Here is a 23,940-nt window from a genome sequence, read left to right as displayed (position 1 = left end):
TCCGCTTATTTCTGGCTGTAGAGCGAGGTGAGGCTCGTCAGCCCGCCCTCGGGCTCCGAGGAAACGCGGCCCTTTTGGGAGCCGGTCTTCACCGGGCGGCCGGCGGCGAGATCGTCGAGCAGCTTCTCGAAGCTCTCGGCGGTGAGGTCTTCGTAGTAATCGTCGTTGATCTGCACCATGGGCGCGTTGCAGCAGGCCCCCAGACATTCGACTTCGAGCCAGGAGAACAGACCGTCGGCCGTCACCTTGCGCTGCGGGCCGACTCGGCGTTCCAGGACCTTGATGAGATCGTCCGAGCCGCACAGCATGCAGGGCGTGGTGCCGCACAGCTGGATGTAAAATTTGCCAACCGGCTCGAGGTTGAACATCGTGTAGAAGGTCGCGACCTCGAGCACGCGGATCTTCGGCATGCCCAACGTTTCAGCGACCTTCTCGATCGCCTTCTGCGGCAGCCAGTAATCGTTCTGCTTCTGCGCCTGCCACAGGGCCGGCACGACCGCGGAGGCCTGACGGCCGTCGGGATATTTGGCGATCTGCTTTTCGAGCCACGCCTTGTTTTCAGGCGTGAACTCGAAGCTCTCGGGCTGGTTCTCGGCGAGACGACGGACGGACATTAGCGATCGACCTCCCCGAAGACGATATCGAGCGAGCCGAGGATCGCCGAGACGTCGGCGAGCATGTGGCCCTTACACATGAAATCCATGGACGCGAGATGCGCGAAGCCCGGCGCGCGGATCTTGCAGCGATACGGCTTGTCGCCGCCGTCCGACACCAGATAGACGCCGAATTCGCCCTTGGGGGCTTCGACCGCCGCATAGACCTCGCCGGCGGGCACGTGGAAGCCTTCGGTGAAAAGTTTGAAGTGATGGATGAGCGCCTCCATGGAGCGCTTCATCTCGCCGCGCGAGGGCTGCGTGATCTTGTGGTTGGGCGTGAGCACGGGGCCACGGCCGTCGGCGCGCATCAGCTTCTCGACGCACTGCTTGATGATGTAGGTCGACTGCCGCATCTCCTCCATGCGGATCACCGCGCGGTCGTAGCAGTCGCCGTTCTTGCCTACGGGGATGTCGAATTCCATCTCCTCATAGCACTCGTAGGGCTGCGCCTTGCGCAGGTCCCAGGCGGCGCCGGAGCCGCGCACCATGACGCCCGAAAAGCCCCACTTCCATGCGTCTTCGAGCGAAATCACGCCGATGTCGACGTTGCGCTGCTTGAAGATGCGGTTCTCGATGAAGAGCTCTTCGAGATCGTCGCAGACCTTGAGGAAGGGATCGCAGAAGGCGCCGATGTCCTCGACGAGCTGGTCGGGCAGATCGCGCGCGACGCCGCCCGGACGGAAATAATTCGCGTGCATGCGCGCGCCGGAAGCGCGCTCATAGAACACCATGAGCTTTTCGCGCTCTTCGTAGCCCCACAGCGGCGGGGTCAGCGCGCCGACGTCCATCGCCTGCGAGGTGACATTCAGGAGATGCGACAGCAGGCGGCCGATCTCGGCGTAGAGAACGCGAATGAGCTGACCGCGGCGCGGAACTTCCACGTCGAGCAGGCGCTCGATCGCAAGGCAGAAGGCGTGCTCCTGATTCATCGGCGCGCAATAGTCGAGCCGATCGAAGTAAGGCACGTTCTGCAGATAGGTGCGCGCCTCCATCAGCTTCTCGGTGCCGCGGTGCAGGAAGCCCACATGCGGATCGACGCGCTCGACGACTTCGCCGTCGAGTTCGAGGATCAGGCGCAGAACGCCGTGCGCAGCCGGATGCTGCGGGCCGAAGTTGATGTTGAAGTTGCGCAGACCCTGGGAGTCGGGCTTGGCGGGGGCGGCTGTTAGATCGTTCATCTGCGACGCGCTCACTTGCTCGCCTTCTCGTCGCCGGGCAGGTCGTATTGCACGCCCTCCCACGGCGAGAGGAAATCGAAGTTGCGGTATTCCTGCTGGAGGCGCACGGGCTCATAGACGACGCGCTTGCGCTCGTCGTCGTAGCGCACCTCGACATAGCCCGTCATCGGGAAGTCCTTGCGCAGCGGATGGCCGTCGAAGCCATAGTCGGTCATGATGCGGCGCAGGTCCGGATGGCCCGAGAAGATCACGCCGAATAGATCGTAGGTCTCGCGCTCGTACCAGTCGGCGCCGGGAAAGAGCGGGACCAGCGAGGCGACGGGCGTCTCTTCGGCCGCCGGCGTCTTGATGCGGATGCGGCGATTGTGTTTCGGCGACTGAAAATGCGCCACGACCTCGAAGCGCTCATCACGCTCGGGATAATCCGCCGCCGTCACGTCGATGAAATTGACGAAGAGGCATTCCGGATCGTCGCGCAGATAGGTTGCGACGTCGATCCAGCGGTCACGCGCGATCGTGAGCGTGAGTTCGCCGTAAGCGACCTTCGCGCCCGTGACCGCGCCGGGAAGAGCGCCGCTGATCCGCGCGCCGAGAGTTTCCAGTTCAGCCGACATCCGTCACTTTCCCTTAAGCCCGCGCGTCGCCACGCGCCCTCTTCCCGCCCGCGGGAAGAGGGAAACACTCACCGCTCGATCGTGCCCGTGCGGCGGATCTTCTTCTGCAACAGCAGCATGCCGTAGACCAGCGCCTCCGCCGACGGCGGGCAGCCCGGAACGTACACGTCGACGGGAATCACGCGGTCGCAGCCGCGCACCACCGAATAGGAATAGTGGTAATAGCCGCCGCCATTGGCGCAGGAGCCCATGGAGATGACGTAGCGAGGCTCCGGCATCTGGTCATAGACCTTACGCAGCGCCGGGGCCATCTTGTTGGTCAGCGTGCCGGCGATGATGATGCAGTCCGACTGGCGTGGGCTCGCGCGCGGCGCGAAGCCGAAGCGCTCGAGATCGTAGCGCGGCATGGCCGCCTGGATCATCTCCACTGCGCAGCAGGCGAGGCCGAAGGTCATCCACATCAGCGAGCCCGTGCGCGCCCAGTTGATGACGTCGTCCGTCGCCGTGACGAAGAAGCCCTTGTCGGCGAGCTCTTCGTTGATCTGCAAAAAGAACGGGTCGTCCGAGCCCACCGGCTTGCCGGTGCGCGGATCGATGAGGCCCTTGGGCTGCGGGGCGACGAGCGTCCCGCCCTGGTTCGTGATCAATCCCATTCCAGCGCTCCCTTGCGCCACTCATAGACGAATCCGACGGTCAGCACGCCGAGGAAAACCATCATCGACCAGAAACCGAAGGCCCCGGCCTCCTTGAAGGCGACGGCCCAGGGAAAGAGAAAGGCCACTTCGAGATCGAACACGATGAAGAGCAGCGACACGAGATAGAAGCGCACGTCGAATTTCATGCGCGAATCGTTGAACGGATTGAAGCCGCACTCATAGGCGGAGAGCTTCTCCGGATCGGGCGCCTTGAAGGCGAGCAGGAAGGGCGCGACGAGCAGCGCGCCGGAGATGATCGCGGAGAGCGCGATGAAAATCACCAGCGGCATGTATTGTTCGAGCAGCATCGGCATGGGTCGTGTCCGGTCGGTCCGACGGTGCGGCGGGGCGAGGGCCGCTTTCTTGGGAGCTCCACCTTAGAAAAGCTCCAGGCCGCGGGTTCCGTAACAAAGCCCCTTGTGCAAAGCAAGAGACAAGGACGGCTGGTCCGCAGTTATGTCGATTTCGTCGCAGGGTTGGCCCGCGCCGGCGGCGGCTTACGGCTCCCGGCCTTCCGCGAGGGTGTCCGCAAGGAAGGCGGCCGCCGTCATCTCGGCGAACCGCGCCTCCCGGCGCGCCAGCGCCTCAGGGTCGGCGCCCCAGGCCCGCATCTGAAAGTCCTCGTCGATATGGGCGGCCCCCCAGGCCGTCGCAAGGTCTATTTCATTCAATGCCTTGGCGAGCGCGAGAATCAGCGAGCCGGTCAGAGTCGTCATGACGTGCAGCGCCGCGAGCCGCAGCGGGGCCCCCTGCCCCTCGCCGACAAAGGCGCGCACGGCGCGACCGAGCGCGGCGACCGATTCTTCGGGCTGCGCCGTAAACATCACCCCTTCCGCCAGCGCCAGCCTTGCGCCGAGCTTGTCGCGGGCGAAGGCGAGCAGCGGGTCCCAGGCGGCCGACTGCGCCGCAACAAGGCTCTCCGGCTCCCCGGCGCGGTAGCAGAGCATGTCGGAGCCCGCGTATCTGACGAGTTCGGCCTCGACTTCGGCCATTTGCTGCGCCACGCCGTCGAGCGCCGTATTCACCAGACGGGTGAGCGGCATGCTCGCCGGGTCGATCGTCTCCCCCTGCGCGGCCCATTCCGCGGCCATGGCCTCGGCGAGCCGTCGCGAGGGCACGACGAGCCGGCGCTTGGCCGGCGTATTCACCGGGCGCCCGTCGAGCAGAATTGAGAAGCCGTTCGCCTCCGCGCCGACGGTCGCCTCCTTGTAGAAGCGCTTCGGCAACGGCCGCGCGGGGTCGCGCGCCGCCTTCACCGGGTCGCGCTCGCTCTCGGGGACGAAGAAGTCGGCGTCGAAGCCGGTTGGGTCTTGGGGCATTTCTCAGCTCCTGGAAGCGAGGGTCGGGGGCCCGACCGCGCCATGTCCGCGCTCGTTGAGGGCGTCCACGCCCGGCCCGAAGTCGGCCATGACGCGGCTCAGCGAACCGGGACGTCCTCACGCGTCGGGCGCATCCTCGATCGGGTCATAGTGTTTCAAATCGAAGCCGAAGAGGTCCCAGCTCTTTTGCATATGCTCGGGCAGCGGGGCGGTCACGTCCAGCGTCCCGCCCTTCGGGTGCGGCAGAACGAGCCGCCGCGCCAGCAAATGGAGCTTGCGCTCGAGCCCGTCCGGCATGGCGCGCAGCGGGTCGCGGCGGCGCACGTCGTCCTCGGGGCGGCGCCCATATTTCGGATCGCCGAAGATCGGGTGGCCGATCGCCTCGGCATGGGCGCGCAGCTGATGCGTGCGGCCGGTCAAGGGCTTCATCGACAGCCAGGCGCAGCGCGGCGCCACTTTGTCGACGATGGCGTAATAGGTCAGCGAATGCTGGGCGTCGGCGTCGCCATGTTTGGCGATCCGCATCTTTTCCAGATCGCGCCCGGCCCCGCGGGTTTTCTCCATGCCGGGCCCTTTGGCGAGGTAGAGCGAAATCCGGCCCTGCGCCGGCTTGGGCACGCCCTCGACCAACGCCCAGTAGATCTTCTTCGCCTGCCTCGAGCGAAAAATCTCGCCGAGATCCGCCGCCATGCGCCGACTCTTGGCCACGAGCAGCACGCCGGACGTGTCGCGGTCCAGGCGGTGAACCAGGACCGGGCGCGAATCGCCCTTGGCCAACGCTTCCAGCATGCCGTCGATATGGCGTTTCTGGCCGGAGCCGCCCTGCGTCGCGAGGCCGAAGGGCTTGTTGAGCACCATCAAGTCCTTGTCCTCGAACAAGGTCATCGCCCGAATCGCCGCGACGTCCTCGGGCGCCGCGCGCTTGACGGCCGGGCTCGCGGGCGGCTCGATCTTGAGCGGCGGCACGCGGACCTTCTGGCCGATCTCCAGCCGGGAGGAGGTCTCGACGCGTTTGCCGTCGACGCGCACCTCGCCCTTGCGGCATATTTTGGCGAGATGGGACAGGGCGAGCGTGGGGTAGCGTCGCTTGAACCAGCGGTCGACGCGCATCCCCGCCTCGTCCTCGGTGACGGTCGTCGTGGTTACGCCCACGCCTTTGGTCTCGGGCGCGCTCATGCGGCCTCTCGCTTCGCGGTGAGAAATAACGGCATGCCGCCTTATGGCCCAAAGCCCGCCCTATTGTCGATGGCGAGGAAATCGGATGCACAAGGCGCTCGCGGCGATTGCCGGACTTATCATGGGCTACCTCGCCGGCGCGGTCGGCGGCGCCTTGCTGGTCGACGTCTTCTCCGGCAACACACATGACCTGGCCTTGGAAGCCGTTATGACCGGCGCCTTCGTGACCGGCCCGGTTGGAGCCGCGTTCGGGATGACCGCCGCGCTCTTTTGGGCGCGTAGGACCCGTTGATAGGGCGCCTTAGCCGCGCTCTTCCCCCATCGCGCCGCCTCCGGTAATCTCGCCGCAACCATCCCGCGAGAGTCCCCATGCAAGAGCGTTCCGGCGAAGTTGCCCTGTTCGACCGCGCGGTTCTGGATTCGCGAATAGCCTTTGTCTCGGCGAGTTTTCTGCTGGCCTATGGGTTCGCGGCGCTGCTCGACCGCGTCGGCGCGCCGGAGCGGTTCGTCGCCGCCGCGCCGCCCTGGTTTACGGTCGTGGCGCTGGCGGCGCTGGGCTTCTTGCTCCATTCCATGCGGGTGTCTTTCTATTACGCCGGCGGGCGCGCAATTCCGGCCGCCTATGCGGGCTTCGCCAACGCCGCCGTCGTGGTTGCGCTGCTTTTGCCTTTCGCGACGCGGCTCGCCGGCCACAGCTGGGGGATTGGCGTGGTCTGCGGCGCCTTTCTCGGGCTTACGGTTGCGGCGCTCTATCTGGGGCCGCTGTTGCGCCGAACCGGCGTCTTCTCGCTCTCCGGCTTTCTCGCGGCGCGCTTCCGACGCACGCTGCCGCGTTTCGGCCTGGTTGCGGCCGTCGGCTTCTCCTCGGGCCTGCTCGCCGTCGCCGGAAGCCAGATGGCCGTCGACGCCCTCGTCGATCTGACAGGCGCGGGCCGGGTCTCCTCTGCCTTCACCGTTGCGGCGGCGGGCCTCGTTATTGCCGGACCCGGCGGGCTGGGCGCCGCGGTCTGGGCCGCGGCCGCGGCGGCGGGCGTGGCGTTGCTCGGCTTCGGCTGGCCGGTCGCCGCGCTCGAGGTTCAGGGCCGACTGCCTGTCGAGCTGTTCGGCGGCGCGGGCTGGCGCGAGGCCGCCGAGTTGTTCGCCGCCTGGAAGCTCATGCCGGACCCGATGGGCGTTTTCGTCGAGATCGGCGCCACCATCGCCATGGCGCTCGGCGTCGCCTCGCTCGCCCCGGTGCTCGCGCCGGCGGTGACGACCGAAAACGCCTCTTCGGCACGCTCTGCCGGCATTCTCGCCATAGGCTGGACGTTCCTCTTCGCCCTGCTCGTCGCAGCGGCCATCGCGGCGTCTGCCCTGAGCCTGGCGGCTTCCGTCTCGGGCCAGAGCGCCGAGCGTCTGCCCGCCTCGGTCTATGCCGCCAGCAGCCGAGGCCTTGTCGCCGTCTGCGACGCGCGGGCGCCCAGTCCCTCTCAGGCGCAGCGGGCCTGCGCTGCGCAAAAAATTGCGCCGGGCTCGCCGCTGACGCCGGCCAACGTCCGACCGATCGACGGCGATTACCTGCTCGGCGCCCTGCCCGGCGCCACCGATCTCGGCGCCGCCGCGGCGGGCCTCGTCGCCTCGGCGCTCGTCGCCTTCGGACTGCTGCTGGCGGCGATGGGCCTTCAGGCCTGTAGCGCCGCCCTGGGACATGACGCGCTCTATCGGCTGCGCGGAGAGATCGATCTCACGAGCCGCCGGCTCGCCCTCACCCGGCTCGCGCTCGTCCTCTTGGCCACCTGCGCCTATGTCGCGGGCGTGACGCAGATCGTCTCGCCCGGCGGGCTGATCGCGCTGGCGCTGGCCGTCGCGGCGTCCTGCGTCGCCCCCTCGCTCGCCCTCGCCTTCTGGGATCGGGCCGAGGATCGGGAGGCTTTTGCGGCGCTCATCGCCGGCGCCCTGACGCTCGCCGCCACGCTGGCCCTCGCCGGGCCGGCCCGCAAGATCGAGGCCTACGCCCTGGCCGGTCTCGCCGGCGCCGCGGTCGGCATGACGGCGGGCGTCGTTTCCGCCCTCGCCTCGGGCCAGGAGAAGCCATTGGCCCAGTCCTTCGTCCGCCGCATGCTCCATGGCGACGGCGAGATCGTCGCGCCGGACAAGGGCGCCTAGGCGGGAGCTTTCGCGCCCCTCCGCCGCCCCCTATCCTTTCCCGCGATTTCTGCTATATGGGACCGCGCACGCCCGGCCCAGCCGGGCGGCGCCGCTTTGAGGCGACCTCGCTGGACGACATCCCGGCCAAGGCCGCCCGCAGCGGACCACTCCCAACCAAAAGGAACGACGGATGTCGATCACGGCCGAGCGCAAGCAGGCGCTCATTAAGGAATATTCCACCAAAGCCGACGATACGGGCTCGCCCGAGGTCCAGGTCGCGATCCTGACGGAGCGCATCGTCAACCTCACCGAGCATTTCAAGACGCATGTGAAGGACAATCACTCGCGTCGCGGCCTGCTGAAGCTCGTCTCCCAGCGTCGCCAACTCCTCGATTACGTGAAGAAGCGGGACGAAGCCCGCTACAAGACGCTGATCGAGCGTTTGGGCATTCGCCGCTAAGAAGCCTTGCGAAAGCGGCGCGACGACAGGCGCCGCTTTCGCCTTTTGAAAGGGGGCCGACGCGCCCCAAACAGACCCAGCGCGAACACCGTCAGGGCAGGATCGCCGGACGCTGCGGGGCCGGACCACAAAGACCAACGCTTCCGCAGCCTCTCGCCGTCTTGCTCATGACGAACCGTCGGGTTCATCAGAGAAAGACCAAATATGTTCGAAGTGCACCGCGAAGAACTCGACTGGGCCGGGCGCAGGCTCGTCCTCGAGACCGGAAAGGTCGCCCGCCAAGCCGACGGAGCCGTGATGGCGAGCTGGGGCGAGACCACCGTCCTCGCCACCGTCGTTTCCGCAAAGGCTCCCAAGCCTGGCCAGGACTTCTTCCCCCTCACCGTCAATTATCAGGAAAAGGCCTTCGCCGCCGGCCGCATTCCGGGCGGCTATTTCAAGCGCGAAGGGCGTCCCTCCGAGCGCGAGACGCTCGTGTCGCGCCTGATCGACCGCCCGATTCGCCCGCTGTTCCCGGACGGCTACCGCTGCGACACGCAGGTGATCCTCACCGTGCTCTCGCACGATCTGGAGAACGACCCCGACATTCTGGCGATGGTCGCGGCTTCGGCGGCGTTGACGCTCTCGGGCGTGCCCTTCATGGGCCCCATCGGCGGCGCGCGCGTCGGCTATGTCAACGGCCAGCTCAAGCTCAATCCGACGATCGAGGAGATGAAGCTCTCCGACCTCGATCTCGTCGTCGCCGGCACCCAGGACGCCGTGCTGATGGTCGAGTCCGAGGCCAAGGAGCTTTCCGAAGAGACGATGCTCGAAGCGGTGATGACCGGCCATCGCGGCTTCCAGCCGGTGATCGACGCGATCATCCGCCTCGCCGAACGCGCCGCCAAGGACCCGCGCGAGCTGATCATCCCCGACACCTCGGAAATCGCCGCCGCGGTGGCGAAGCACGCCGAAGCCGGGCTGCGCGAGGCCTATAAGATCACCATCAAGCAGGACCGCTACGCCGCCGTCGACGCCGTGAAGGCGAAGGCGATGTCGGAGCTCTTCCCGGAAGGGTCGGAGCCCCTCTACACCAAGGAGCAGGTCGCCGAGGTTTTCAAGGAGCTTCAGGCCAAGGTCGTGCGCTGGAACATCCTCGACACGGGCGTGCGCATCGACGGCCGCGACGTGAAGACGGTGCGGCCGATCGTCTCCGAAGTCGGCGTGCTGCCGCGCGCCCACGGTTCGGCGCTCTTCACGCGCGGCGAGACGCAGGCGCTGGTCGTTGCGACGCTCGGCACGGCGGAAGACGAGCAATTCGTCGATTCGCTCGAGGGCACCTACAAGGAGCGCTTCCTGCTCCATTATAACTTCCCGCCCTATTCCGTCGGCGAGACCGGCCGCATGGGCTCGCCGGGCCGCCGCGAGATCGGCCACGGCAAGCTCGCCTGGCGCGCCATCCGTCCGATGCTGCCGGCGGCTGCGGAATTCCCCTACACGCTGCGCGTCGTGTCGGAGATCACCGAGTCCAACGGCTCGTCCTCCATGGCCACGGTGTGCGGCACCTCGCTGGCGCTGATGGACGCGGGCGTGCCGATCAAGGCGCCGACCGCCGGCATCGCCATGGGCCTCATCCTCGAAGGCGAGCGCTTCGCGGTTCTCTCCGACATTCTCGGCGACGAGGATCACCTCGGCGACATGGACTTCAAGGTGGCGGGCACGGCCAACGGCGTGACCTCGCTGCAGATGGACATCAAGATCGCCGGCATCACCGAAGAGATCATGCGCGTCGCCCTCGCCCAGGCGAAGGACGGCCGCCTGCATATCCTCGGCGAGATGGCGAAGGCGATCACCAGCTCGCGCGCCGAACTCGGCGAATTCGCGCCGCGCATCGAGACGATGAAGATCCCCACGGACAAGATCCGCGACGTGATCGGCTCGGGCGGCAAGGTGATCCGCGAGATCGTCGAGAAGACCGGCGCCAAGATCAACATCGAGGACGACGGCACGGTGAAGGTCGCCTCCGCTGACGCCAACTCGATCAAGGCCGCGATCAACTGGATCAAGTCGATCGCTTCGGATCCGGAAGTCGGCATGATTTACGAGGGCACGGTGGTGAAGACCGCCGACTTCGGCGCCTTCGTGAACTTCTTCGGCGCCAAGGACGGCCTTGTCCACATCTCGCAGCTCTCGAAGCAGCGCGTGGCCAAGACGACGGACGTGGTCAAGGAAGGCGACCGCGTGAAGGTGAAGCTCCTCGGCTTCGACGATCGCGGCAAGGTGCGCCTCTCGATGCGCGTCGTCGACCAGACGACCGGCGAGGACCTCGAAGCCAAGGAGAAGGCCGAGCGCGAAGCCGCCGCCGCGGCGGAGAGCGAATGAGCTGACACCTCTCGGTCAAACAAGCGCAAGCCGTCCGACACAATCGGGCGGCTTTTTTGCAAGGGGACGCGCATGCTCAGAACAATGGTTTTTCTAATTGCGCTTAGCGCCGTCTCGACCGCCCAAGCGGAGCCGGATTATTCCCGCGTTCTCGACGTCGAGACCTTTTCCTTGGAAAACAATGGCGATACGGACCGCGCCGTTCTCGTGGACAACGGCGATTCAGGCGCCGACCTCTACATCTACCGGGCGCTCGAGCCCGCCTTCGATCCGGCCAAGCCGCCAAAGCCCGCATTGGTGAAAAAGAACGTCGCCTGGAGCGGCGGCATATGGGGCTCGCGCCCTTCGCTCGAAACCAGCGCCAAGGGCTCCCTTCTCGTCAAATCCGAGAATACCGGCATAGGTCGCGACAAGTGGACACAGACGCTGACGGTCGTCTACCGCAACAAGGAGTTCATCGTCGCCGGCCTGACGCGCGACGCCTATGATTCGCTCGAGCCCAACGCCTCGCACAGCTGTGATCTCAACTTCCTGTCCGGAAAGGGCAAGAAAGATGGAAAGGCGGTTGAGGCGAAGTTTCCGGTCAAGAAGCTCGCCGACTGGTCCGACGGCGATCTGCCCAAGGAATGCGCCTTCTAGAGACATGTGCCCGCGTCGGCCTCGCCTTATCTAGAAACGAGGCGGAGACGCGGGCAGAACATGACGGACACCCGAAAGAACGGAGACGCGCCGGTCGGCGAAGTCTTCACGACTGGCGAGCCAATCGATATTTTCCTCCTGGCGCGTCTCGGCTTCACCTTCATCTTCGTCGTTCTCACGGCGCTCGTCGCGGCGCCTTATCTCGCCAGCGTCACCTGGGCGCTCGTGTTGGCGGTCGTTTTCATCCGCCCGCATCGCTGGTTCGAAACCTTCCTCGGGCCAAACAAAGCCGCCGGGCTCTCGGTCGCCTTTGTCGCCCTCATCATCGTCGCGCCGCTCCTTTTCATCTTCCAGCGCCTTCTCCAGGAAGCGCTGGCGGGCGTCGACTACGTTCAGAGCGCCGTCTCGGCGGGAAGATGGAGCGACTTTCTCGCCGCGCATCCCTGGCTCGCCTGGATCGGCGACCGCGTCGACGTGCCGACCACCGCCGCGCGGCTCGGTGAATTCTTCACCAACCTCGGGGCGTCGGTCTTGAGACAGTCCACCGGACAGGCCATCACCATCGCGCTGGCGTTTTACATGTTGTTTTTTTTCTTGCGCGATCGCAGCGCGGGGCTCGACGCGGTGGTTCGGCTCTCGCCCTTTTCCAATATCGAGACGGGCAAGCTCATCGTGCGCGTGCGCGACACGATCTACGCGACGATCTTCGGAACGCTCGCCGTGGCCGTGCTGCAGGGCGCGCTCGGCGGCGCCATGTTCTGGTGGCTGGGCTTTCCCTCGCCGGCGCTCTGGGCCGTGGTGATGACAGTCATTTCGATCATTCCGGTGCTGGGCTCTTTCGTGATCTGGATCCCTGCGACGATCTACCTTGCGCTCGAAGATCGCTGGGCGGACGCCGTTACGCTCGGCATTTGGGGCAGCGTCGTGATCTCGACGGCGGACAATGTCGTGCGTCCGCTGCTCGTCGGCGAAACCTTGCGCCTGCATACGGCGCCGGCCCTCATCGCCATGCTCGGCGGACTGCAGCTCTTTGGCCCGTCGGGGCTCATTCTCGGACCGGTCGCCTTCACCATGACCTTGCTCATGCTCGAATTCTGGCGGCGCCGCTCGGACCCGGACCTGCAGACGGAATAAGTTACGTCGTCGTGGCGACGAGGCGTGTGAACGCGTCGTCCAGCGCTGCATCCGACGCCTCGACGATGGCTGCGTTTTGCGTGAAGACGATGAAGCAGCGCAGCCGCTTGCCGGGATAGAGCGGGCGCAGCGCGGCGCGGTACAGCGCGAGCTGGCGAAGCTGCGCGGCGTTCGGGGTCTCGTGCGGCCGGCCTGTCTTGAAGTCGGCGATGAGCACGCTGTCCTCAGTCTCCGCCAGTCGGTCGATCCGGCCCGAGACTGTAAGCCCTTCATCGAGGGCGGCGTAGACGTCGGCCTCAGCGATGGAGCGGGGCCCGAACAGATCGGCAAGCCGCGGGTCATCGATGGCGCGCAGCGCCGCGTCAATGATGTCGCCCGACGTCTTCTCGTCCAGATTTGCGCCGCGCAGAGTGAGAAACCGCCGCGCGGCCTCTTCCCGCCGACTTGCCGGGCAGGCCGGAAGATATTGCAGCAACGCATGGGTGAGACGCCCGATCAGAACGCGTAGGGCGTCACGGCTGTTCGGCGCGCCGCTTTCAACCGCCGCAAACGCGTCGGCGCCGGCGAGCGCGTTCGACGGGCGCAGCGGCGGCGGCGGCGACGGCTCGGCTGGCGCAGGCGTGCGCGCGAAGTCGGGGATCGCCGGCGCGCGCGTTGGCGCCGCGCCGAAGCCAAGATCGTCACGCAAAGGCGCATGGCCGCGACGCAGGATATAGCCGTCGGCGTCCGAAAGCCTTTCGCAGTCCCCTTCGAGCGCCGCCTCGACCATTCTATGCCAGCAACCTTCCGCCGGCGGGGTCTTCCCGTGATAGCCGGCGATATAAAGCCGCTCCTCGGCGCGCGTCATGGCGACGTAGAGCAGGCGCCGATGTTCGGCCGCTTCCGCGGCGCGATGCGCCACGCGCGCCTGCGTAAGCGCGTCCGGGTCGTTGTCCTTGCCGCGCGACCAGACGAGCGACAGTTCATCACCGACGCCCAGCGTGAAAAGCTTGGGATCATGCTTGCCGGCCGGCGCGCTGCAGGTATCGGGCAGGAACACGATTTTGGCTTCCAGCCCCTTGGCGGCATGGGCGGTCATCACGCGCACCGCGGAGCCGGCGGCTTCCATGTCGCGCTTGATCGAGAGATCGAGCCCCTCGATCATCGCCAGAAATCGCACGAGCGATGGCGCCTCCTCGCGCTCATGGCTCATCGCCAGCCGCAGAAACTCGTCGATCGCGTCATTGGCCTCGGGCCCGAGCCGCGCCACCAGCCGGCGCCGGCCGCCGCCGGGCCCAAGAACGAGGCTGTAGAACTCATAAGGCGCAAGCCGCGCCGCCTCCCTGCGCCATGTCGAAAGTTTCTCCGCGGCCATGCGATGGCGCGCCTCTGGCGACTGCCTGAGCGCGTCGACGAGCGCGCCCCGCCGCTTTGGCGCAAGAGCAATGAGATCATCGTCGTCCAATCCAATCAGCGGCGACTTCAACACGGTCGCCAGCGTCAGATCGTCATCGGCGAGCAGCAGAGCGCGGCCCAGCGCCACGAGATCGTTGACGGCGATATGCGTGGCGAGATCGAGCCGGTCGGCGCCGGCGACCGGCACATCTTCCGCCTTCAGCGCGCGGATCAGCGCCTCGAAAAAGGCGCCGCGCTTGCGCACCACGATGAGAATGTCGCGCGGCTCGATCGGACGCGGGCCGAACCGGTCTTCGACATATTCGCCGCTCCCGGGCGCCAGCAGGGATTTGATCTTCGCCGTGATTTTACGCGCGAGCCTTTCGCCCGGATCGGTCGCCTTCGCATAATCGAGCGGCAGCCGCCAGTCCTCGGGCTCCTCCTTGTCGATCGGGCCGATCGGCTCCCAGACTTCCACGAGCGCATGCACGTGCGGCTTGGTGGATTCATGCGTCAGCGGCGGCCGGTTGGGATCGGGGTCGCAAGTGAGGCCCTCGCTATTGCCGGCGAAATTGAAGACGGCGTCAACGGCTGAAAGCACGCCGGGCGCCGAGCGAAAAGATTGCGTGAGCTGCACATATTCGAAACGCTGCTCGACAGCGACAAAGCGGCTGGTCAAGACGCGCCGCATGGAGTCGAATTTGTCGGGCGCGGCGCCCTGAAAGGAGAAGATCGACTGCTTGTCGTCGCCGACGGCGAAGAAACTACGCGCAGCGCGGCGCGCGCCGAGGCCCGCGCAAAATTCCTGCACGATGGCGGTGAGTATTTCCCATTGCCGCGCGCTCGTATCCTGCGCTTCGTCGAGCAAAATGTGGTCGATTTGCGAGTCGAGCTTGTAAAGCACCCAGGACGGCTCGGATCGATTGAGCAGGCGCCAGGCGCCTTCGATCAAATCATCGTAATCGAGGGCGTTGCGATAGCGCTTCGCCTGTTCATATTGGCTGACAATCGACTCGCCCAGTTGCGCGAGCGCAAGCGAGCGCTCTGCGGCGGCCGCCGCCTTGCGCTTCTCGATGAGCCCCGCCAGACGATCCTGCTCCGCCTGCATTTCTTCGAGAAGTCCAGGAGCTTCATCACGCAGGCCCTTTGTGATGATGGCGCGTTTGTCGCCGCCGCGCGCGTCGCCGTCCTTGGTGAAGAAGACCGAGAGGTAGCATTCGATGCAGTCCGTCCCCGGCGCGAGCGCGATGGCCCGTTCGAGATGCGCGAGGAGCGCCTTGTCCTTCGGCGAGCCCAGCCCGAGGCGGTTCGCCAACTCCGGCCATTGCTCCCGCCCCTCGATCATCTCCGCTTCGATCTGTGCGAGCGTCTCCCCTGCCTCCAAACCCAGCCGCGCCCGCAGCCGCCTCTCGTAACTCTTCCATTGATGCGCCTGCGCCAGCGCCTCGCGCTTTTGCAAGATCGCTGCGCATAGTTCGTCGAAGCCCTGCTCCGTCGTCTCCGAAGCGACGCGCGCGAGGGCGTCATGCAGCGGACCCGGTTCGCTTTTCGCCTTTTCGATCGCACGCCGCTTCGCCGCCTCCAGCAGCTCCGCGCGCCCCGCGTCGTCGAGCACGCTGAAGCCGGCCGGGGCGTTGGCCTCGAAGGGAAAGCTGTGCAAAAGCCTTTCGCAGAAGGCGTGAATCGTCTGGATTTTGAGCCCGCCGGGCGTCTCGACCGCGCGCGCGAACAGGCTGCGCGCGAAGTCGAGCTGGCGCGGCGAGGGCGCTTCGGCGCCGGTCTCGACGATTTTCTGGGCGAGCGCGCAATCGTCGAGCACGGCCCATTCCGCGAGCCGGGCGAAGATGCGCGCCGACATATTCGCGGCCGCCGCTTTTGTAAAGGTGAGGCAGAGGATCTGCGACGGGCGCACGCCTTCGAGCAGCAGCCGCAGCACGCGCTGCGTCAGCACATAGGTCTTGCCCGAACCCGCATGGGCCGAAACCCAGGCGGAGGCCTGAGGATCGGCGGCCTTGTGCTGCTTCTGGATCGTCAGCGAAAGATAGGCGCGATCGCTCATGCCTCGTCTCCGCCGCCGCGCGCCCATTCTTTCACGCGCGCGAGATGGTCATAATCGCCCTCGTGCTTCACGAAGGCGACATAAGGGCGCGACGGATAGGGCGTCGCGGGATCGCGATATTGCGAGAGCATTTTGACGAGCTCGTCGCGGTGTTTCGCGACGACGTCCTCGAAACTGTGCTCCTTCCAATGAAGCGGCTGCGTCTTGCCGCCGTTCTTGAGGCCGACATAGGCCGCGCCGGCGACGGGCCGCGCGCCGATCTCGGCGAAGGCGCCGGCCGCAATCATCGCCGCCTCGAGCGTCAACTGCGGAGACCAGCCGGCGAGAACCTGCTTGTTGGAGGGCGGTTCGCCGGTCTTGTAATCGAAAACGCAGGCGTTTCCCTGTGCGTCGATCTCGATACGGTCGGCTTTCGCCGTGAGCGAAAATAGCGCGCCATCGGCAAGCGTGACGACCCATTCGCCTGCTTTCTCCATATGAATGACGCCGCCTTTCGCCCGCTGCGCCTGCTCAAAGGAAAAAGCGTGCTGGAGCCCGGCCTGGACGCGGGGCCAAGTAAAACTTTCGAATGAGGGATCGACGAGAAACGGGCCGAGCGCCTCTCGTGCAATTTCCACCAGTCGCGCCTGCCCGTCCGGGGGAAGCGGGCCTTCGGGATAATGTCGAACAAACGCCTCCAACGCGGCATGGATCGCCGTGCCCATCTCGCGCGCGCCAATGTCGACCCCGAGCGGCGCGAGCGGTTTGAGCTTGAGAATTTGCTCGGCGAAGACCGCATAAGGATCGCGCCGGAGCGTTTCTATGCGCGTGACGCTCAGTCTCGCGGGCCGCAACTCGATCGGCGGCGTCGGGGCGGGGCGCTTCAGCGTGATGATTTCATGCGCGTGCGGCTGATCGAGCGCCGCGGCGATGTCGAGCATACGAACGCCGCGGGCCCGACAGGCGCTCATCACATCCGCGCTCGCGAGCGCCTCCAGCCGCGTGAGAAAGCGCGAGGCGACGGTCGGCGATCCGTCGCGCTTGGCGGCGCGGCTGAGCACGACCTCCTTGGCCCCTAACGCCATCACGAAGTCATGGGCGCTTTGGCCGATGCGGCGCTCGGGCGGCGACAGGCCCAATTGCGCGCGCATCGAACGGTTGAGAAAGGCGCCGGTTTCGGCCTGCGGCGGCCAGACGCCCTCGTCCAGCCCGGCGAGCAGCATGAGGTCGGCGTCCATCAGGCGCGCCTCCAGCGGACCGAGGATCTTGAGGCGCGGATGGGCGCGGCGCGGGCCGCGCAGCGTCGTTTCGAAGGCGATGCGATCGAACAGCGCCGCATAGCCTGACGCGTCGAAGCCCGCCGGCGCCTCTGCGCGCGACAGCCGCTCCAAAATATCGAACAGCGCCAGCGCGCCTTCGTCCTCGCCGCTCTCGACGCCCTTCGTCATCGCCTCGAACGCGGTACGATGGGCGCAGGCGAAATTTTTCAGATCATGCTTGCCTTCGAGCGCGACAAGCGGCGCGACCGCCGCTTCGACGTCGCGCAGCAGCCGCTCAATCTCGTCCCACTGCGTCGGGTCGATGCGGCGCGCCGCAGGATGCGCGTGAGCGTCCCGCGCTGCGAGGCGCGCCCGCGCGACGCACGCCGCATAGCCCTGCGCTGCGCGGGGCGTCGCCCTCAGGACGCCGATTTCAACGAGCGGGGCGAGCGTTGCGATTTCTTCCGCTGTGCGGCCGAAACGGGCGAGCGGATGTTGCAGCAGCGCCGCAATGGCGACAGCGTCGAGTCCGGAGGCGCCGATTGCCGCCGCCTGGCGCGCCAGCGCGCCGGCCGGCGTCGAGGCGAGAGAGGCGCCGCCCGAGTCGTCGATTTCGATCGAGAAGCGCCGCAGCTCCGCCGCGACGCGGCGCGCGAGATTTCGATCGGGCGTCACCAGCGCGGCGGTGCGCTCGGGCGTCTCCAGCGCCTCGCGCAGAAAAAGCGCAAGGGCGAGCGCCTCCATCTGCTCGTCCGGCGCCTCCAGCAGCGTGACGCCCTCGAGCGCGGCGGCAAAGCGCGCGCCTTCCGACGCGCGAAAGTCGCGCCAGCTCGCCGTCGCGCCCGCGGGCGTCATCGCCTGCGAGACAAGGCGGCGGCGTTCGGCCTTCGCCGGCGCCAGAACCGCAAGCTCGCGCACGTCGTCGCGCTTCAGCTTCATGACGCCGAGCAGGCGCTTCAGGACCGTCTGCGGATGGGTGAAGGCAGGCTCGTCGCCGCTGTCGCCGACATGCGCCCAAGCGACCTCATCCATCGCCAGATCGAGACCGGGCAGGATGACTGCGCCATGATCGAGCGCAGCGATGGCCGAGAGCAGTCTCGCGGTCGCCGGCTGCGCGCCTGTCGAACCAATGGCGACGACGGGCGCATGATCCTGGGTCTCGCCAAGACGCTGCACATGCGCCTCGAGCATGCGCTTTCGCCGCGCGGCGGCGTCAATGCGGCCGATTTCCTCGAGCATGTTGGGCCAGACATCGACGACGATCTGAAGGAAGGTGGTGGTGATCGCCCAGTATTTGTCGAAAGCGCTGTCGTCGATCGCAGCGGCGATTTTGTCCGGCGCTACGCCTTCGATGATCAATTCATCAATGAGCGCTCCGAGCTCGGCGGCAAGCGCATAGGCGCCCGCGGGCGACGAAGCGACGAGAAAAGATTCACTTTCATGCAGCACCAGGCCGCCTTGCCCGTCGGCGGCGAGGATGGCTCTGTCGACCGACGCGGACCATTTGGCGACAAGCTGCGCAAGAAGCAGACGGCGTTCGAGCTCTTCGATCTGCGGCCGCGCGGCGGCGTCGAAGTCCCCGGAGAAATCGCCAAAAACTGTCGCGGTTTCCTGCTCCTCCAATCCGCCGAGCGGAAGGATGCGCGGCAGGAAGGTTGCGCCCTTGCCGATGGCGCGCGCGAATTCCACGGTCAGCGCGCGGCCCGCGCGTTGGGTCGGCACATAAATCGTCGCCCGCGCCATTTCGAGCGGCGGCGTCTCGCGCGACAGCTTTGAAACAATCTTTCCAGCGAGAAGCGCGTCGACGAATGTTGCGAGAAAGGGCGCGCCTGGCGCGATGGTGAAGACATTGCGTTTCACGCCCATGCGTCACCTTCCCGTCGCGGCGATCGCTTTCTCCGCGTCGTCAATCGCGGCCACTGTGCCGACATGCAGCCAGAGCCCGCTGGAGACGACCCCGAACAGGCGCCCCTTTTCCGCCGCTTCAAACAGGAAGGGCGCGAGCTTGAAGACGTCCTGCGTTGCTTTCGCGAACAGTTGCGGCTTGATGAGGCCGACGCCGGAATAGACGTAAGGCTTTGGTCCCGGTCGCCGAACGATGCGGCCGTCCGCCGCGAGATCGAAGTCGCCGTCCCAATCGACGCCAATGCTGCCCTGCGTCGGCGAGAGCAGCAGCGCCGCGTCCATTTCCGCAGCGCGCCACGCCTGCGCCAGGTCGATGAGATTCGAGCGCGGCGCGCCGTGCCAGAAGGCGTCCGTATTGCAGATGAAGAAAGGATCGTCGCCGAGAAGCGGCAGCACCTTCTTGACGCCGCCGCCCTGATCGAGGAGCAAGGCGCGCTCGTCCGAAATGACGATGCGCGGCGCCGTGCGGGAGATGAGATGCGCCTCGATCTGATCGGCGAGATGATGCACATTGACGATCGCCGTCTCGACGCCCGCGCGCGCGATGTCATCGAGCGCGCGATCGATCAGCGCCTGTCCCGCAACGCGAACGAGCGGCTTTGGCGTCTTGTCGGTCAACGGCCGCATGCGCGTGCCGAGGCCGGCCGCGAAAACCATGGCGGTTCGCGGCATGACGGCGCCGCGCTCAGGCGTCGTGGAACAGTCCTGGGAGATTGGCTTCATACCAGGCTTTTATCTCCGCCAGCGCCGGATGTCTCAAGGATTTGCGCAGATAGGATTCGACCCGCGGCAGATGCGCCAGATATTGCGGCTTTCCGTCGCGCTGATTGAGCCGCGCGAAGATGCCGAGAACCTTTGTCGCCCGCTGCGCCGCGAGGATCATATAGGCCTTGGCGAAGGCCGCCATATCGAAGCTTTCGTCGGCTTCGCGTCTGAGCCTGGCGTAATGCGCAAGGAGCTTCAGTTCGAGATCGTCGGAGACGGTCACGCGCGCATCCTGCCCGAGCGACGCCATGTCATAGGCTGGGTGTCCGAGCACACAATCCTGGAAATCGATCACGCCGACGCGTTGCACGCCCTCGCGCTCCGCGAGCCACAGCAGATTGGGCGAGTGATAGTCGCGCAGCGTCCATGTCGGCGGCGCGCCGACCACGTCGATCAAGGCGGTGCGCCAGAGATTGGCGAAGATGGCGCGCGCGCCGGAAGCGACGTTGCTCTTGATATGACCCACGTACCAGTCGAGCAGCAGGTCGGCCTCGATGAGCAGCGCATCGAGGTCGTACGGCGGAATATGATAATTGCCCGCGCCGTCGACGGGCAGCGTATCGGGCAGCGCCTGCGCATGCAGATGCGCAAGCGCGCCGGCGGCCTCGAGATAGCGCTCGGGGATGGGTCCGTTTGCGTCGACGACGCCCTCGCGCCCGAGATCCTCGACGATCAGCAGGCCCGCGTCGAGATCCTGCCCGAAGATTTTCGGCGCCGAAAGCCCGTGCGCGCGCAGACCATTCGCAAGGGCGACGAAAGGCTTCACATTCTCGGCGAGGCGCGCAATGGCGCTGTAGGGCTTGCCATAGCGCACCGGCGGGCCATCCGGACGCGGCGGCGAGATCATCAGAATCGCGCGCGCGCCGTCAGGCTTTTCGAGGAGTTCATAGGCGCGCGTCGAGGCGTCGCCCATGAGAAAGCGCCGACTGGCCTCGCTCCAGCCCTCTCTGCGCAGGAGTTCGCGCAGCGACTTGAATGAGCTGAGCCGCGCCGCGAACGCGCCGTGACCCGAGACGGTGATGCGGCGCGCGTCGCGATTTTCGCCGTCGACGAAGCTCAAGCGCAAATCGATCCGATCCTGCGGCAGCGCCTCGGGCGCGCGCTCCGCCCATTCGACGAGGACGATTGCGTCCTCGACCTCTTCATCCCAGCCGAGACCCGCCAGTTCGGCGCCGGATTCGATGCGATAGAAGTCGGCGTGAACGATGCGAAGCGCATCATTCTCGTAGATCTGCATCAAGGTGAAGGTCGGGCTCGGCGCCTCCACGGAAGGGTCGTTCATCAGCGCGCGGATGATGGCTCGCGCGAATGTCGTCTTGCCTGCCCCGAGATCGCCGGCGAGCGTGAGCGTGTCGCCGCTCTTGAGCAGCGTCGCGAATTCCTTGGCCAGCGCCAGCGTGCCCGCTTCGTCGGCGACGTCGATGCGCCAGACGGTCTTCGCCGCCCTGTCCTCGCTCATGACGCGCCTCCCTCGCTTGCGGCGGGCCGCGTTTCTGGTTTCGACTCACTTGCGGGAAACACGCAGGTGACGGACGTGCCCTCGCCTGGCGCCGAGTCGATGAGCACCTTGCCGCCATGCAGCTCCATGAAGGCGCGCACGATAGAGAGGCCGAGCCCGACGCCGCGGTGACGCGAACCCGCCGTATGCGACTCGAAACGGTCGAAGACGCGCGCCAGAACCTCCGGGGGAATGCCGCGGCCGCGATCCGTCACCTTGAAAACGACCTCCCGGTCCCGCCGCAGCGCGGCGAGCGTCACGGTCTGGCCGGGGCTCGAGAAGCCGATGGCGTTGGAGAGGAGATTGAAGAGGACTTGCCGCACGCGTTTGGCGTCGCCGCGGAAGGACCCGACATTGTCCATCGCGACGATCTGCACATCGATCGAGTTCTCCTCGAGCCTGTCTTGCACGCCCTCGATCGCCGCATGCATGGTGGCGACAACGTCCACGTCCGAGACTTCGAGCTCCAGCGCGTCTTCGTCGATCGTCGCAAGATCGAGAATATCGTCAATGATCGCGAGCAGCGCCGCCGAGGACTTGCTGACATAGCCCAGATATTCGAGCTGCCGCGGATTGAGCGGGCCTGTCGACTCCTCTCCGAGCAGATGCACGAAGCCATTGATGTTGTTCAGCGGAGAGCGCAGCTCGTAACTGATGTGGTGGATGAAGTCGTTGCGCAGCTTCTCCGCGGCGAGCAGCGCCTTGTTGCGGTCGGTAAGGGCGCGCTCGACGTTCACGTCCGCCGTCACGTCGACGAAAGTGAGAAGCGCGGCGCCGTCGAGCAGCGACTGGGCCGTGCAGTCGAGCACGACGCCGTCGCTTCTCTCGATGCGGCGCGTGAAGCCTTCGCGCATATCGTTGAAGCTCGTGACGAACCCCTTCAACGCCGCCCAGGTCTCCGCACTCTCGTGCAGCATCTGGCAGCGCGCCGCGAGCGCCTCGAAGCGGGGCTTCTTGGCGAGTTCCTCGGGGTCGAGCCGCCAGAGTTTGATGAAGGCCGGGTTACAGAAGCTCAGGCGCCCATCCGCGCGGAACACCGCCACGCCCTCGCGGAGAGTGTCGAGCGTCTCGCTCTGCGTGCGGTTCAAGGCGTTGAAGCGCGTTTCGAGATCATAGGCCTTCGTGATGTCCTCGTAGAGATAGGTCACGCCGCCCTGCGCATTGGGATGCGCGACGACGTCGAGGATCCGGCCGTCGGGCAGATGCCAAGTGTGCCGAACCGGCTCGGTGGCGCGATAGGCCTCGAAAAGCCTTTCTTTCCAGGCCCTGTAATCGGGCTCCGCGGGCACGCGCTCGTCTGCGCGCAGCCGGTCGAGAAGCTCGCCGTCCGTCGGCTTCTGGTCGAGAAATCTGGCGTCGAGCTGCCAGAGCTTGGCGAAGGCCTCGTTATTGTAGATCAGGCGCTTCTTGCGATCGAACAAGGCGACGGCGGTCGGCAGTTGATCGAGCGTGCGCACATAGCATTGCATTTCCTGTTCGAGCTCGGCCCGCACGCTCTCGACGTCGTGGCGGTCGATGGCGATCGCCGCCGTCAGCGGCGCGGTCGTCTTGGTCACGTCGAGCAGATGCCGCGCGCCGGCCACAACCGCCAAAACGCGATCTCGCCAGACCGCGCCCTTGGCCAGCGCCTTTGCGGCGTCGCTTCGCGCCTCTCGATCGAGCAGTTCGACGCCGCGGGAAATCGCGTCTTCCTTGTCCTTGGCCTCGACCGCGGCCACATAAGCCTTGTTGACGAAGGAAAGCCTGCCGTTTTGGTCGCGTAGCCACACAGGGGTCGGCGCGGCGTCGAGCAAGGCCTGCAACCCCGCGAGCATGCGCTGCGTCTCGGCATGGCGCTCGCGCAAGCTGATCAGCTCCAGCCGATCGCCGGAAACCTCTCGAATTCTCAGGACGGCGCTGCCGCCGACCGCACGGCCCTCGGCGTCGTAGTAGCGCCCCGCGACGCCCGCCAGCGGCAGACGGAACGCTTCGCCATTCTTGCGCAGCCGGTCGATGGCGGCCTCCAACGCCTGCGCGTCCTTCGGGGCGAGCCAGGTTCCAAAGGCCAGAAGCCGGCGCTGCGCGCCCTCAGCGTCGATGAGCAGCGTCGAGGCGCTGACGTCCGGATCGCCGTCAGGAGAGGACCAGGCGACAAAAGCTTGCGGCTCGCTCGCGAGGAAGGTCCGGGCGCGGTCGAAACGCGCGCGTAGGTCCTCGAGCTCGGCGGCCATCAGGCTCTCGCGGCGGCGCCAATGGTTGCGCTCCCCGATATGGGTGAGGGCCACGACGGCGGAGAACAGCGCGAGCCCGCCGCTGAAGGCGAATCCGACGACATCGGCGTCAACCGGCAGAGATAATGTCTGAGCCGCCGCCGGCGCGCCGAAAAAAACGACGCCGACCAAGGCCGCGGAGCCTCCCCACGGGCGCAAGCGCGGCCGTTGAAACCGACGCGAGGCCGCCTCAACGACGAAATGCAGTCGGCCGCATCGCATCATGAACGAGACATTTCCTTTCGCGCGCCATGCGGCTCGGGCGTCATCGAGAGCCGGGCTCCAGAGATAATTGAAAACGCTCACGACGAAACCGCACAGGGAACCTTGCGCAAGGACTCTTGCTCGATAATCGAGGACGAACAGCGGGGACACACGCAGGCGCCCGGCGGCGCCTCCGGAGAAGGCGGGTGGACCGGGTCCGGCCAGCTCGCCCGACCGTCGCGCCCACGCTCGGCACGCATACTACGAATCGTCCCAATCTAGAACGCGT

At 66.4% G+C, this 23,940-nt stretch carries 18 protein-coding genes; 6 read left to right on the top strand and 12 right to left on the bottom strand.

From position 1 onward, the window contains the following. Window positions 1-5 precede the first annotated feature (5 nt). The 7 genes from nuoE to RVU70_RS13110 all read right to left on the bottom strand — a co-directional run bounded on the left by nuoE (window position 6) and on the right by RVU70_RS13110 (window position 5,638). Window positions 6-614, bottom strand: coding sequence for an NADH-quinone oxidoreductase subunit NuoE (gene nuoE / locus RVU70_RS13140; protein ID WP_363346962.1), 609 nt, complete (start codon window positions 612-614; stop codon window positions 6-8). Then, complete coding sequence (locus RVU70_RS13135) at window positions 614-1,834, bottom strand: NADH-quinone oxidoreductase subunit D (RefSeq protein ID WP_363351332.1); 1,221 nt, start codon at window positions 1,832-1,834, stop codon at window positions 614-616. The genes nuoE and RVU70_RS13135 overlap by 1 nt, the downstream gene beginning before the upstream one ends. A gap of 11 nt (window positions 1,835-1,845) precedes the next feature. Then, window positions 1,846-2,448, bottom strand: a complete 603-nt coding sequence (locus tag RVU70_RS13130) for an NADH-quinone oxidoreductase subunit C (protein WP_363346961.1) — start codon at window positions 2,446-2,448, stop codon at window positions 1,846-1,848. 68 nt (window positions 2,449-2,516) lie between these two features. Continuing rightward, complete coding sequence (locus RVU70_RS13125) at window positions 2,517-3,101, bottom strand: NADH-quinone oxidoreductase subunit B family protein (RefSeq protein WP_363346959.1); 585 nt, start codon at window positions 3,099-3,101, stop codon at window positions 2,517-2,519. Beyond that, window positions 3,092-3,457: an NADH-quinone oxidoreductase subunit A gene (locus RVU70_RS13120; protein WP_363346957.1), complete on the bottom strand. Its 366-nt coding sequence runs from the start codon at window positions 3,455-3,457 to the stop codon at window positions 3,092-3,094. Before RVU70_RS13120 ends, RVU70_RS13125 begins: the two co-directional genes overlap by 10 nt. A gap of 183 nt (window positions 3,458-3,640) precedes the next feature. Next, window positions 3,641-4,462: an ATP12 family protein gene (locus tag RVU70_RS13115; RefSeq protein WP_363346955.1), complete on the bottom strand. Its 822-nt coding sequence runs from the start codon at window positions 4,460-4,462 to the stop codon at window positions 3,641-3,643. A gap of 117 nt (window positions 4,463-4,579) precedes the next feature. Beyond that, a complete protein-coding gene (locus RVU70_RS13110) occupies window positions 4,580-5,638 on the bottom strand; it encodes an RluA family pseudouridine synthase (protein ID WP_363346953.1) in 1,059 nt (352 codons plus the stop codon). Window positions 5,639-5,723: 85 nt separating this feature from the next. On the opposite strand from RVU70_RS13110, the gene RVU70_RS13105 reads away from it, so the two are divergent. The 6 genes from RVU70_RS13105 (at window position 5,724) to RVU70_RS13080 (ending at window position 12,359) form a co-directional block, all read left to right on the top strand. After that, window positions 5,724-5,930 (top strand): hypothetical protein, encoded by a 207-nt coding sequence (locus RVU70_RS13105; RefSeq protein ID WP_363346952.1) that lies wholly within the window; start codon window positions 5,724-5,726, stop codon window positions 5,928-5,930. 77 nt (window positions 5,931-6,007) lie between these two features. After that, on the top strand, window positions 6,008-7,783 hold the full coding sequence (locus RVU70_RS13100; RefSeq protein ID WP_363346950.1) for a sodium:solute symporter: 1,776 nt from the start codon (window positions 6,008-6,010) through the stop codon (window positions 7,781-7,783). 172 nt (window positions 7,784-7,955) lie between these two features. Beyond that, window positions 7,956-8,225: a 30S ribosomal protein S15 gene (rpsO, locus tag RVU70_RS13095; RefSeq protein ID WP_363346948.1), complete on the top strand. Its 270-nt coding sequence runs from the start codon at window positions 7,956-7,958 to the stop codon at window positions 8,223-8,225. 204 nt (window positions 8,226-8,429) lie between these two features. Next, complete coding sequence (gene pnp, locus RVU70_RS13090; protein ID WP_363346946.1) at window positions 8,430-10,586, top strand: polyribonucleotide nucleotidyltransferase; 2,157 nt, start codon at window positions 8,430-8,432, stop codon at window positions 10,584-10,586. Window positions 10,587-10,658: 72 nt separating this feature from the next. Beyond that, window positions 10,659-11,225 (top strand): hypothetical protein, encoded by a 567-nt coding sequence (locus RVU70_RS13085; RefSeq protein WP_363346944.1) that lies wholly within the window; start codon window positions 10,659-10,661, stop codon window positions 11,223-11,225. Window positions 11,226-11,285: 60 nt separating this feature from the next. Further along, on the top strand, window positions 11,286-12,359 hold the full coding sequence (locus RVU70_RS13080) for an AI-2E family transporter (RefSeq protein WP_363346942.1): 1,074 nt from the start codon (window positions 11,286-11,288) through the stop codon (window positions 12,357-12,359). Between the two features lies 1 nt (window position 12,360). On the opposite strand, the gene addA is transcribed toward RVU70_RS13080, so the two are convergent. Genes addA through RVU70_RS13055 form a run of 5 tightly spaced genes read right to left on the bottom strand, consistent with a single transcriptional unit; the run spans window position 12,361 to window position 23,672 of the window. After that, window positions 12,361-15,792: a double-strand break repair helicase AddA gene (gene addA / locus RVU70_RS13075; protein WP_363346940.1), complete on the bottom strand. Its 3,432-nt coding sequence runs from the start codon at window positions 15,790-15,792 to the stop codon at window positions 12,361-12,363. Continuing rightward, window positions 15,789-18,896 carry a double-strand break repair protein AddB gene (gene addB / locus RVU70_RS13070; protein WP_363346938.1) on the bottom strand — a complete coding sequence of 1,036 codons (3,108 nt, stop codon included), beginning with the start codon at window positions 18,894-18,896 and terminating at the stop codon, window positions 15,789-15,791. The genes addA and addB overlap by 4 nt, the downstream gene beginning before the upstream one ends. 3 nt (window positions 18,897-18,899) lie before the next feature. Then, entirely contained in the window at window positions 18,900-19,592 is a 693-nt protein-coding gene (locus RVU70_RS13065) for a nucleotidyltransferase family protein (RefSeq protein WP_363351330.1), read from the bottom strand. Between the two features lie 28 nt (window positions 19,593-19,620). Continuing rightward, window positions 19,621-21,159, bottom strand: a complete 1,539-nt coding sequence (gene tsaE, locus RVU70_RS13060; RefSeq protein WP_363346936.1) for a tRNA (adenosine(37)-N6)-threonylcarbamoyltransferase complex ATPase subunit type 1 TsaE — start codon at window positions 21,157-21,159, stop codon at window positions 19,621-19,623. After that, window positions 21,156-23,672 (bottom strand): ATP-binding protein, encoded by a 2,517-nt coding sequence (locus RVU70_RS13055; RefSeq protein ID WP_405044803.1) that lies wholly within the window; start codon window positions 23,670-23,672, stop codon window positions 21,156-21,158. Before RVU70_RS13055 ends, tsaE begins: the two co-directional genes overlap by 4 nt. Window positions 23,673-23,940 lie beyond the last annotated feature (268 nt).

The organism is Methylocystis echinoides, assembly GCF_040687965.1.
In the GTDB taxonomy this organism is placed as follows: Bacteria; Pseudomonadota; Alphaproteobacteria; order Rhizobiales; family Beijerinckiaceae; genus Methylocystis; species Methylocystis echinoides_A.
Note: the sequence above shows the minus strand (reverse complement) of the source record. Positions and strands in the feature narration are given on the sequence as shown.